This is a genomic window from Caloramator sp. CAR-1 (genome assembly GCF_030546345.1).
Taxonomy (GTDB): domain Bacteria; phylum Bacillota; class Clostridia; order Clostridiales; family Caloramatoraceae; genus Caloramator; species Caloramator australicus.
The window spans coordinates 18204-31378 of record NZ_JAUONW010000005.1 but is presented as its reverse complement, the minus strand read 5'-3'; the positions used below and the strand labels follow the sequence as shown (position 1 = coordinate 31378).

Annotated in this window: 8 protein-coding genes; 1 reads left to right on the top strand and 7 read right to left on the bottom strand. The window is 29.7% G+C overall.

All coding sequences use genetic code 11. The features are described 5' to 3' along the window. Positions 1 to 17: 17 nt before the first annotated feature. The 3 genes from Q3V94_RS01115 to Q3V94_RS01105 form a co-directional block, all read right to left on the bottom strand. Positions 18 to 3239 (bottom strand): exodeoxyribonuclease V subunit beta, encoded by a 3222-nt coding sequence (locus tag Q3V94_RS01115; RefSeq protein WP_303524685.1) that lies wholly within the window; start codon positions 3237 to 3239, stop codon positions 18 to 20. 4 nt (positions 3240 to 3243) lie between these two features. Further along, positions 3244 to 6312, bottom strand: a complete 3069-nt coding sequence (locus tag Q3V94_RS01110) for a PD-(D/E)XK nuclease family protein (RefSeq protein WP_303524683.1) — start codon at positions 6310 to 6312, stop codon at positions 3244 to 3246. A 66-nt stretch (positions 6313 to 6378) separates the two neighbouring features. Beyond that, the gene (locus Q3V94_RS01105; RefSeq protein WP_303524682.1) at positions 6379 to 8217 is read right to left on the bottom strand and encodes an alpha-amylase family glycosyl hydrolase; all 1839 of its coding nucleotides are present in this window, start codon (positions 8215 to 8217) and stop codon (positions 6379 to 6381) included. Positions 8218 to 8357: 140 nt separating this feature from the next. Here Q3V94_RS01105 and Q3V94_RS01100 point away from each other — a divergent pair, with 140 nt between their 5' ends. Next, positions 8358 to 10124, top strand: a complete 1767-nt coding sequence (locus Q3V94_RS01100; protein WP_303524681.1) for a M3 family oligoendopeptidase — start codon at positions 8358 to 8360, stop codon at positions 10122 to 10124. 37 nt (positions 10125 to 10161) lie between these two features. On the opposite strand, the gene Q3V94_RS01095 is transcribed toward Q3V94_RS01100, so the two are convergent. From Q3V94_RS01095 to Q3V94_RS01080, 4 genes are read right to left on the bottom strand one after another with little or no spacing between them, the layout of a single operon-like run. Continuing rightward, complete coding sequence (locus tag Q3V94_RS01095; protein ID WP_274767254.1) at positions 10162 to 10812, bottom strand: molybdenum cofactor guanylyltransferase; 651 nt, start codon at positions 10810 to 10812, stop codon at positions 10162 to 10164. A 36-nt stretch (positions 10813 to 10848) separates the two neighbouring features. Then, positions 10849 to 11322, bottom strand: a complete 474-nt coding sequence (locus tag Q3V94_RS01090) for an HAD family hydrolase (RefSeq protein WP_274767253.1) — start codon at positions 11320 to 11322, stop codon at positions 10849 to 10851. A 4-nt stretch (positions 11323 to 11326) separates the two neighbouring features. Next, positions 11327 to 11854 (bottom strand): ECF transporter S component, encoded by a 528-nt coding sequence (locus Q3V94_RS01085; protein WP_303524680.1) that lies wholly within the window; start codon positions 11852 to 11854, stop codon positions 11327 to 11329. Further along, on the bottom strand, positions 11832 to 13127 hold the full coding sequence (locus tag Q3V94_RS01080; RefSeq protein WP_303524679.1) for a nucleoside-triphosphatase: 1296 nt from the start codon (positions 13125 to 13127) through the stop codon (positions 11832 to 11834). The genes Q3V94_RS01085 and Q3V94_RS01080 overlap by 23 nt, the downstream gene beginning before the upstream one ends. Positions 13128 to 13175: the final 48 nt, after the last annotated feature.

Below are 13175 nucleotides of genomic sequence, written 5' to 3'. Positions count from 1 at the left end.
TTATTCATATTCAATTTTTATTTTAGACCACAAAAAACATTATATTTGCAATTTCCAATGCATCCTAAAGATTTAAAATCATTAAAATTTGATTTTTCTATGTTTGAAAATATATTCTTAATGTCATTTAAAATAAACTCTAAATCTTCTTGACTATAATCAATCTTAACTATTTTACCTATATCAAGTAAGTATAAATAATTATTTATTTTCTTTAATCCTATCGATAAGTTATTTAAAAAAGCATTATAAGCATAGGAATAAATCATAAATTGTGGCCTGTAATGTTCAATTATTTTATTTATGTCCTCATCCCTCTTTATCTTGTTAGTCTTATAATCAATTATATTAATATTTAAGCTACCGTCCTCCTCAAAAATATCTACCCTATCTATTATCCCAAAAACGGATAAGCTACTGTTTGGTAGGGGAACTTTAAAGCTCAACTCTGCATCGCTTTTCACTTTATTACCACGACATAAAGACTTGTATTCTTCCTCTATTATTAGAAAATTATCAATATATCTTTCAACTTCTTCTTTTACTTCTTGGCTTTCAGCCCCTAATACCTCTTTAATTTTTTTTCGAATGCTATATTCTGCATTTTTAGTTAAATCTTCTAAAATACTGTGAATTAAAGTCCCCTTTTTCATGGAATTAATCAGTTTTATCCCCTCTTTTTCACTTAGATCCTCATAATAATCTAATAAATCATCTTGGTCTATCTTGGCTATATATTTAAAGTAATACTTTCTTGGGCACTCTTTATATGTCATATATCTCGAAATACTAATCGTAGCCTTAGATGAAAAATCTATTTTAAAACTTAACTTTTTACATAAATCTATCTTTTCTTCTGTTTCTTCGACTGGCATTTTTTCTTTTACTTTTTTAAAATTTTCAAATTGGCTTGTTAGATTTTTAAATTCATATAAATTTTTTTCTGTTAATTTACTTATGTAAGTTACTGCCTTTTCATCCTTTTTATATCCTGAAAGAGCTAAAACCCTTACTGCCCTTGTTGCTGCAACATAAAGAATTCTTAACTCTTCATACATTTCATCTTCATCAATCCTTTGCTTTATTTTTTTAAATAAATTATCTTCTACATCCTTTAATTCATGATAAACTATTATTCCATACTCATCATCATAAACAAAGTTTCCTTTATACTCATTTTTTAACTTTCTATCAAGTCCAGGAACAAAAACTACTTCAAACTCCAGACCCTTTGATGCATGGATAGTCATAATCTTTACCGCATCGCTTTCTTCAGTATCTAAAAAGGCTTCCCCCTCCTTTGTAGATATGGTTTTTAGATTGTTTATATAGTCTATAAAATCAAAGGGAGTAAAAATGCCCTTGCTGTCAAAATCTCTTACTATCTCAACGAACTTTTCAATATTTCTGTATTTTTGAATTCCTCCCTCTTGTGCTAAAAGTATCTCTTTAATTTTAAACTCTTCTATGACAGTTTTTACTAATCTGGTTGTAGTATAAAAAGGAACCAACTTTTTAATGTAATCTATTTGTTTTAAAATCGTTTTCGTTACATCATCAAAGATTTCCCTTGTTGATATCTTAGCTAAATCATTACCTTTTCTAATTTCATCTATTACCTCAACAACAAGATCATCTGATATTCCTACATATGGGCTCCTTAGAAAACCTAAAAGGGCAACTTCATCATTAGGATTATAAAAGTATTTTATGATATTTATAATATCCATTATTTCTTGCCTTTCAAAATATCCAATCCCACCAACTAAAGTATATGGGATATTGTTCTTTTTAAGTTCCCTTTCAAACTCATCTATATTGCTCCTATCCCTTAAAAGGATAGCAATTTCCTTATATTCAAACCCTTTCTCAATAAGTTCCCTTATCTTTTGGATAATATAACTTAGTTCTTCATTTCTACCTCTTGCACATATATTGTCGTTTTCACAAAAAACCTTAAGTTCATCTAATGTAACCTTTTCTGATTTTAATTTTTTCTTTATAATATCAGCCTCATTGCTCTTTTGATTAGAAGTCGTTTCCTCCTTTTCAAAAAAGCAAAAATCAAACAAGGCCTCCCCATCAATATTTCCAGAAGCAATCAATGAATCATAATTAGGTAGCAAATCATTAAAAAGTTCATTGATTATTTTAACTAAACTATCATGGGATCTATAATTAGTCGATAAAAGGAGCTTATCCCCATTCTCCTGAATTTTCTTAGTTATTTTATCAAATACTTTATAGTTAGTTCCTCTAAAAGCATATATGGACTGTTTTATATCCCCAACGACAAATAGCTTTCCATTTTCAATTTTTCCTTCATCATCAGCCACAAGATTATAAAGAATATTTAACTGAATATCATTTGTATCTTGAAATTCATCTACTAAGAAATATTTATATCTTTTTCTTAAAGCTTCCCTAACTTCTTTATAATCCGTCAAAAGTTTTAAAGAAAATATTTCCAAATCATTAAAATCCACAAGTCCCTCCTGAAGCTTAAAAGCCGTATATCTTTTATCAAGCTCATTAATTAGTTCCAAAAATAGGCCTTGAATCTTTTGATATTTATTTAAAGTTTCATTATTAATTCCATAAAACCTAATTAAATTATCACAGGTTATTTTCCTTACCTTTGTTTCAATATCATCTGCCTTTTCTCTAATTTTTTTATATATTTTTCTAACTTCAAAACCTAAAGCCCCACTCGAAACATAATCTACTCCAAATTCATCAAATAAAAAATCAAAGTTTTCAAAATATCTTTTATCCCTTAAAAACTCCTCTAGAATTTCACCCGTTAATTTCGATAAAATTGTTTCTGAATCAACCTCTTCGATTATCTGATACATCGGTTCAAGACCAATTTTATAATAATATTCCCTTATAATCTTGTCACAAAAGCTGTGAAAGGTTGAAATATTTGCTCCATCCAAATTTTCTTTGATTCTTTTTAATTTATTTTTTAAACTATCCTCACCCTTCATTAGAAACTGATTAACTAAATCTAATATCCTCTCCTTCATCTCAAGGGCTGCCTTTTTCGTAAAGGTAATAGCAACTATATCGTCTACTCCACAGTTTTCTTCTAATAAAATCCTTAAAAATCTCCTTGTTAAAACTCTTGTTTTTCCAGATCCTGCCCCGGCATGGAGGGCTATGTTTTTGTTTATATCAAGGGCCCTTGCCTGTTCATCATTTACCTCATAAACTTCTTTTATAAAATTAATATCCATAACATCACCTAACCTTTTGTGCTATTCTATCAAAATCAAATCTACACACACCTTCAAAGGGGCAGTTGAATTTACTATATTCTCTATTGTTAGGGCAATCAAGTGGAAGAATAAAGTCCCCATCTCTTATTTTTTCAATTCTTGCTTCAATAAAATTTTTCATTATATGTTCAAGGACTACATCGAGATTTTCATGTATTAAAGTGGCAGTAGAACCAGCAACATTTATTTTCTTCTTAGTTTCTTCAATAATGATCCCGCTGAATCTTGGTTTACCGTCCTTAGCCGTTTTGCTTATGCTGTAATATAAAAGAGCTATAAATTTTGGATTAAATCCTTTTTCTCTTAATATTTTTTCAACGACATAGGAATAAATTGCAATTTGAACATCAGTTCCCTTTAAGAGCCCAGGTAAATTCTTCTTTGAAACATCCCCTGTTTTATAATCATATATAACGAAATATCCTGTAGGTTCACCGTTAATTATTTCCATATCAATTCTGTCTATTCTCCCCTTTATCTTTACTCCATTTATAATATCATTTGAAATAAAGGAATGTTCTAATAAAATAGGCCTTAAATTAGCAGAATTTATAAATTCTATATCAGTTTTTAAAAAGTTTTTAATTACATCTAATATTTCTTGCTTTTTTCTTTTATATAAAATGTTTTCTTGAAAAAATCCCTTTTTGTTCATCAATATTTCAATTATATCCTCAATGAAATCTTCATCATATTCAATCTCATAGTTTCTATCAATAAAATATTTATAATATTCCTTTAAAACCTCATGAAAAATGTTACCTTCCGATATGCTTGAAAATAAATCATCCTCCTCTTCGTTCTCTATTTGAAGTAAATTTTCAACATAAAATTTGAATGGACAATTAGAATAATAATTTATTTTTGATGCATTAAAGGGGTATTCTTCATTAAAAATACTAGCCTTTTCCCTTCCAATCAAACCATCAAAATTAGAAAAACTTTTTTCTATCCATCTTAATCTTTCAATATATCTTCCTTTATCGATATGAGCTTTAATATGATGTAAATCGAAAGGTCCTGCTAAAACATCTTCAATTTCTTTTATATTTAAACCAATAGAATAACTGCTGATAAGTTCTTTTTTTGTATAAATATCAGTTGCTTTAAATCTAAATCTGTCCCTCATGCATCTTGCTCTTATTCCATTTAATTTCTTGTTTAAGTCTAATACAAATATTATTTCATCTAAATATTGAGATTTTATAGTATAGGAGCCATCCTCTTTTGATGTTCTATAACTCAAAACAAGTCCCTTTTTAGCTGAAGCGATAGATAGAATAAATCTTATTTTCTCCTTCTCCTGTTCAAAGGACTTTGTCCCCAAATTAACTCCAATGCTACTTAGCATTTCCTTTTCCTTTGTTGTATAAATACCTATAGGATTAATAGCCTTTGGAAAAATTCCTTCATTAAGCCCTAATATAAATACATAATCATAATTTGTTCCTCTAATAAGGTCTGGAGATAATACCTTTACACCATAGCTTGGTTTCGTTTTGATCGTTACTGTTGAATTTATTATATTCTCTTTAATTATTTCTAAAAAATCCTCAAAATTTATTTTATTTTCTACGAATTTATAAACATTTTGAAGGTCCTCTAATAATTCTAAAAAGCCTAGCAGGGCTTTTAGATCCCTTGTCATAATATCAAGATCGATTAATCCGCTATTATATGCATTTATTATTCTGTGTTTTATTTTAAGCTTGTCAATTAAATCAACTATATTATCTTTAAATTCCTTAAAATATCCCTCATCATTAAAATTAATTAAATTTGCAATGTCATCTAACAGAGCCCTTAATTGTATAAGCTTTTCTTTATTTTCGGCATCATTTTCAATAAGCTTATCAATGTATTCAGCTATGTTTTCTCCCTTAAAAACCTCCTTTAGGATTTGCCTTAAAACTTGTTTATCATCTATATCAAAGATATAAGGAGATAAAAGAATATCCTCTAACTTATTTGCATCATAAAATTCAATTTTTAAACTTATTAAATTTAAAATATTTCTAATAAGAGGAACATTAGATAGCTTTTCATGAACAGATAACATTACAGGAATTTCATATTCATCAAATATTTCTATAATATAATCTTCATAGTCTTCCATATCATTAGTTATTAAAGCTATTTTATCCAAATCCACCTTTTCATTTAATAAAATATCTTTTATCATTTTTGCAACCTGTCTTATCTCATCTTCTATACAGGGTGCATTTATTAATTTAAATGAATCTATTTCTATGTTTGTTTTTTCAAAGGTAAATAAAGATTTTGCCAACTTAGTAAATTTATTCTGAACATTATTATAATAAACATTTGCTCCTATTTCTCTATAAACCCTCAAGATTTCATCATTAATAAATGTTTCTATAGTATTAGTTTTCAGGGGAATTTTCCCATAGAACTCAATGGACGGATAATTCTTCTTTATTGCTTTTAATAACATTTCTTCATTTTTAAAAATATCTAAATATCCGTCTAAAAATATAACGTCAATATCCCTTAAATAATTTGAATAGGGGATATTGTCTATAGCCTCCTTTATTACATCATCCATGTCATAAAGATTCAGCTCTTTTAGTTTTGAATTATAAGTTTTATAAACCTCATATACATCCTTCGATTTTAGTTTTATTATCTCATCATCGATTTTATTAACCTTTTCTAGAAATTCTTCAGATGTTAGATTTGCCTTCTTTATTTGCCTTATAGTATTATAAATGCTGACAACAAACCCTTTTTTGTCTGATACCTTTTTATAATACTGAACAATATCTGAATTGCTTTTTAATATCTCCTCTAAAATAACAATAGATGAATCTGTTGAAATCAGCTCCTTGGATGTTAATTTATCCTTTGCTATATTTCTTGCAAGGTCATCAAAGGTTATAACATCTATGTAAAATAAACCACCTAATATTTCAATTATACTTTCTCTAACAGAAGAAATAACTTCCCTTGATGGTGCAAGATAAATTGCCCTTTTACCATTTTTCACCGTTTGAATAACTCTTTCCAACATAAAACCACCCTCCAATCATATTTTAATATAACTGGAAGGTGGTTGGCAAAAGAATAATTTACCTTGTTATCTATAAAATTTAATTAAATAAGTCTGTTCTGGTTTTAAATTTACAACTATTAAACCATTTTCATAAGCAATTTCACTTTCTTCTCCATTATTAAAAATAACCTCAAAATTATTAAAATCTCCAATTGTTAATAATGGAATATAAATGGTTCTTTCCTCTTTGTCTTGGGAATTTATAAAAATTATAGCTTCATCTTCGTTAAATCTTGCATAGGATATTGAAGAGTCATCGGCTGTTAAAATTTTAAAGGATCCATCAATTAAAACTTTTTCTTTTCTTCTTAATGCGATTAGCCTTTTATATGTTTCATAAATTTCCTTATCCCATTTTTTCTCATCCCAATTAAATGGATATCTGCAATTGCTAAGATCCCCTAAATCCCCTTCAAGTCCAATTTCATCACCATAATATATACAAGGTATTCCTATAAAGGTAAGAAGCATAACTATACCCGTTAATATATTTTTTCTACTTATAGTAGGAGAATTGTGGAACCTGTGAACATCATGGCTGGATAAAAGATTAAATTGCATGCCTTGTATTATATAAGGAAGCCTTGCAAAATGCTGCATAACCTCCTTTGAAAAATTGATTCCATTTTTAGTCTTCATAGGATTTTTTATTTTCCAGCCTGTAAAAAGATCATTTTCCCCTAAATATTTTCTAACCGGTCTAAAGAATCCAAAATAATTCATGATAGAGTCCCACATATCCCCCTGTAAATACTCCTCTGCATCCGTCCAATGTTCAGCAATCAAATATGCATCTTTGTTTAAGGTTTTTAATTCCCTTCTTATTTCCCTCCAGATTTCCCTATAAATCGTGCTTCCTTTGACTTTTGCAGTATAGTGTCCAACATCAAATCTCCATCCATCGATACAATAGGGCTCCGTTAGCCAATACTTCAAGACGCTTTTTTCATCTTTATATATCGCATTCCTGACTTCAGGATTTTCATATTTTAAAACCGGTAAGCTTTTTACTCCACACCATGATTCATAGTTTTCATCATCATAAAAATAATAAAAATCCCTTTTTTCTTTAAACCAATGATGGGTATCACCGGTATGATTTATAGATATATCTAATATTATCTTCATGTCTTCCTCATGAAGTTTTTTATTTAATTGCTCTAGAGCCCTATTACCCCCAAAGTGTTTATCTACGCTAAAATAATCGGCACAATCGTATTTATGATTTGATGGTGCTTCAAATATGGGGTTTAAATAAAGAGCATTTACACCAAGCTCCTTCAAATAATCTATTTTTTGTGCAATACCTTCAAGATCCCCACCAAAAAAGTCTAAGTTACCATATATTTCATATTTACCTGGCTTGTCTTGCCAATTCATCTTTTTAGAACTAAAGCCTCTATATGTATATTCTCCATCCTTTACATCGTTTTCAGTGTTTCCATTATAAAATCTATCAACAAATATTTGATAAAATATAGCATCATCAACCCAGCTTGGCTTCTCAAAATCAGCAATTAATTTAAAATCATAATCTTCCGTTATAAAATGTTCAAATAACCCCATTTGATTATAATAGTAAACATTATCCCTCGTGCATAAGATAAAATGGTATTTTAAAACCGGCTCCTCTATTTTTATTCTTGTCCAATAATAAATAAAATTACCCTTTATATCTTTTTCTTCTAATTCAACAACTCTTTCCTCTCCATTTAAAGTATACCTTATGTAAGCCTTCTCTACAGGTGAATCCTTGAGCATCCTAATTGAAATAGTTATCTTTTCATTCAACTGAGGTAAAGGATTGCTAACAAACCTTATTGAACCATCTGAAAAAACGCTATCCATCCAATTTACTTGCATAATAATCCTCCTTTGCAATCGTTTGCATTTATATTATAACATATAACAAAAATAATAAAAACTTTTTTATTGTTGACCATATTTGTCCAATATTTTACAATGATATTGTAATAATTTTCTAAAAAAGAGAGGGGATAAACATGAGGTGGTCTTTGGATAATCTTTATACTTCCTTTGAATCCCACGAATTTTTACGGGATAATGAAATTGTCGTTTCAATGATCGAAGATTTAAAGGAATGGGCAAAAAATAACTTGAACTCTTCAGAAAATGCTAAAGAAAAAATTGAGCACTACTTAAAACATTCCAATACGCTGGGAGATCTTGTATACAAAATAATGGCCTATGCTGAACTTTCTCTAAGCGTTGATGCAAAAAATCAATCCGCATTAAATTCCCTTGAAAAAATTGAAAGGATCATTACTGAAGCTACAGAACCTGAAGTAATATTTAAAAGATGGCTAAAAACGATAGATAATTTAGATGATGTCATTAATTCATCAGAATTTATAAAGGAACATGAATTCCATTTAAAGGAGTTACTCAATCAATCAAAACATATGTTATCAGAACAGGAAGAAATAATCATCGCTAAAATGAAAAATACTGGTTCAAATGCCTGGGCAAAACTTCAAGAATTTTTAACATCAACCCATCTTGTGGAAATCAGCTTAAACGGTGAAGACAAAAAACTTCCACTTCCTGTCGTTAGAAATATGGCCTTCAGTGAGGATCCTTATATAAGAAAAACTGCATATTATGCTGAATTAAAATCATATCAGAAAATAGAAAATTCCTCCGCAGCAGCCCTTAACGGCATAAAGGGAGAAGTTATAACCTTAGCAAAACTTAGAGGATATGCTTCACCTCTTGAAATGACCTTAGATAGCAGCAGGATGGATCTTGAAACATTAAATGCAATGCTTGAAGCTATAAAAGAATACCTTCCTTACTTTAGAAAATATCTAAAAAAGAAGGCTGAATTATTAGGCCATAAAAACGGATTACCCTTCTATGATATTTTTGCACCTATTGGCAAAGTAAATATGAAATTTAGTTATGATGAGGCAAGAAAATTCATCGTAGATAACTTTAGAAAATTTAGCGAAGAACTATCTGAATTTGCAGATAACGCCTTTGAAAACAAATGGATAGATGCAGAACCAAGGGAAGGAAAACGCGGTGGAGCATTCTGTTATAATCTTCATCCTATAAAGGAAAGTAGAATACTTGCTAATTTCGATGGCAGCTTTTCAAATGTGACTACCCTTGCCCATGAGCTTGGTCATGCCTATCATGGCAACTGCCTAATGAATGAAACCTTTGCAAATTCACACTATCCAATGCCAATTGCTGAAACTGCTTCTATCTTTTGCGAGAATCTAATTATAGAGGCTGCCCTTAAAGTTGCAACAAAGGAGGAGAAAATAGTTATACTAGAAAATTCTATTCAAAGCTCCACCCAAACAATAGTTGATATATACTCAAGATTTTTATTTGAAGATGAACTTTTCAGAAGAAGAGAAGATCATTACTTGTCCGTTAATGAATTAAAAGAAATAATGTTAGACGCCCAGAAAAAAGCCTATGGAGACGGTCTTGATCATAATTATCTACATCCATATATGTGGGTAAACAAACCCCATTACTACTATGCTGACGCTAACTACTACAATTTCCCTTATGCCTTTGGTGAACTTTTCGTAAGGGGACTGATTGCAGAATACAGAAGTCGCGGTAATAGCTTTGTTGATGATTATAATAAGCTTTTGTCCTTAACAGGTAAAAACAATCTATATGACCTTGGCAAAATAATGGGCTTTGATCTTCATTCTAAAGATTTCTGGAGAAAATCTTTAGAAATGATTAAAGAAGAAATAGAAGAATTTATTTCCCTTGTAGAATAAAAGGCTGCTCAGCAGCCTTTTATTCTACCTCCATGCTTTAAACTTTTTTCAATATTTCAAGGTCACTAATAAAATTCAAATTGCTGAATATCTCAAGATATTTTGAAAAACTTCGTGCTATTTTTTCTTCTACTATGAAATAGTTTGATTTGCTTATTATATCAATAAGTTTATATCTACCTTCCTCTAAACTCCTTTTAAACAAAGGAATCATATCATCAGAATAAAAGGCATATAACGGTTCTACCCAATTCCCCTTTTGTGTTAAAATACAATCATATTTATTTTCCTTTATCAATCCCTTCATGTAACTTATATATTCTAAATTAACAAATGGCATGTCACAGCCTATAGCAAACAAATATTTTGATTTTGAGTATAATAGAGCTGTATAAATTCCTCCCGCCGGACCACAATCTTTATATTCATCCACATAAACATTTTTATAATTAGGAAACCTACTCTTATCATTAGTTACTAATATAACTTCTTCAAAGGCTTGTGAAAGCTTTTCAATTATTATATCTAATAATAGCCTGTCTTTTACTTTAATGCTACATTTATCAAATCCCATTCTTGTGCTTTTCCCACCACATAAAATGGCTGCTGTTCCTAGTAATCTCATCGGATCCTCCTTTAATAAGTCCGAATTTAGCTTTGCTGCACCAAAGAACATACTAATTGCCAAACCAGCCTTTCATTTAGAAAGGCTATATATATTTCTTTATCTTCTTAAAGTAGCAACTATTCTTTCAGGCTTTAGCAAAAGTTCAATGGCATCTAATATATCATTAACTGCTATATCTGCTTCGAATAGTGCTTTTACGCAGCATCCTTCCTTTCCTATAACAGCTATTGATAGTGCACTTACTTTAAACATCTCAACATCATTCATTCCATTCCCAATAGCAACAGTTAAATTACCTCCTATTTCATCTACTATTTTTTTCTTGTTTATTGCTGCATTATGATTATCAAAAATCTTTAAATCAATTGGTAAGCCTTCTAATCTTTGTTTTGCACATCCATAAGTATCTGCTGTTAGAACAAAAATATTTAATCCTATTTCATGCAATTTTTCTATTTTTTCTTTGACTTCGCTTCTTATTATTCCATCTTCAGCAATTGTTCCATTATAATCAAATACGACATTTTTAATCTCTATCTCTTTCCATCCCGGAATATTAACTTTTAACATTATATCACTCCCCATATTCTTTTGCTTTGTAATAACCTATTCTATCAATAAATTTATGTAAGCTTAAAGCTAAAAAGCCACCAATTGCCCCCGAAAAAATAGAAGGAGCAAGCAAAAATATTTTATTACCAATATTAGGCGTAAAAATTAACATAGCAATAAAACTTCCAATAAAATTTGCTGCAGCACCCGATAATATTGACTTTACAAGTTTGGAAGTTCTGCTCATAAAAATAAAATCCACTGCAAGGCCAGGAATAGTATAACCCACAAATACCCATAATCCCCATTTTCCTGCTACCCCTAATGCTAATGCAAGAACTGCTTGAAGAAGGGAAAATAGAGTAGCTGAATACCTTTTATTAATCAAAAGGGCAATAAACACTACCCACATCATATAAAAAGCTCCCATAACAACTCCTGCAATTGGGAGTGGTGCCGCCAATGCCTTTAGATAAGGCTTTGTAACTATAGAAATAGCTGCAATTAAAGAAATTAAAATCATTTCACTAACGGTAAATTTTCCCCTCATATTTATCCCCCTTTATAATTGTTATAACGGCACATTTTTTTGTATTTAAAAGTAGGACATAACCACCATATTTTAGCATATGCTCTTTAATAGTTTTAAATAAAAATTTTTTATCCAGCTTAATGTTAAGCCTTTGACAAATAAATTCATAAATATCTTCATCCTTCTCAAAGGATTTATGAAAATCTACCTCAGAGAAATTTATGATAAATGGGCTTTCATAATCTAAGAGCATCTTAACTAGATTTAAATATGGTTTGTTTTCTTGAATATTAATATTTAAAGCTTCCAAAACCTTATTTAATCCAAATTCATATTCCTTGCTTAAAGTTTGAGTAATTACAAATATGTATTTATTAGTCTTTTCATAAAGTTTTTTAAACTGCCTTTCTTCTTTAAGGGAGTTAGCCGCAAATGCACAGATAGCAACATCACAAAGGGGTGGTTCAAAGGTCTCCCATGGCGATAAATGGCATTTAATATTATTTAGATTTTCTTTTTTTATTCTATCTATAAGGGCATCAAACATGTATATCGATGAATCTACAGCAACAACCTCTGCACCAAGCTTCGCAACAGGAATTGAAAAGGTTCCAGGTCCACTTCCTATATCTAATACCGTTAAATTATGAAAATTTCCAACTATATCCTTTATATACTCAAGTATTTTCTTAGGATAATCGTTTATATCAAGATTTATATCCCTTAAATATTCTTCCACACTTTTTTTATCTATATTGAAGGTTCTTTTGCCTTTAATAGGTATCCCTAATGATTTAACATAGCCTATTATTCTATTTAATAAAAAATCCCTATTTTCCAAAGTCACTTCAAAAACAACAACATCATCCCTCTGTTTTATTTCACTTATAAATTCTGAGCTACATTTTTTTAAAACTCCAATTACAGGCTTATTACTATCAAGGGCTCTAAAAATCTGCCTTTTAAACCCCTCCGATTTAGATTCAAAAAAGCCAATCTCATCCATAACTATGCAATCTCTATTCTTAAGGCTCTTATCTATTATGTCCACACCAACTGATTCGAAAACCTCCTCAAAAATTTGAGGCCTTAAACTCTTTAAATCAACTATCCCTATTATATTATTAAAACTTCCGTCATAAAGTGAAATCATATCAAACTTGATTCCATCTTCACATGTAATCTTTTTTTCATAATATCCTCCTATAGAACAATCAAGGAGGTTTAAAATTTTAAACAGCAGCGTGCTTTTACCTATTCCCTTCTCCCCTGTCAAAAAAATATTCTTCATCCCCATCCCCCATTTAACTTTTATACTTATATATTTCTACAAAAATTA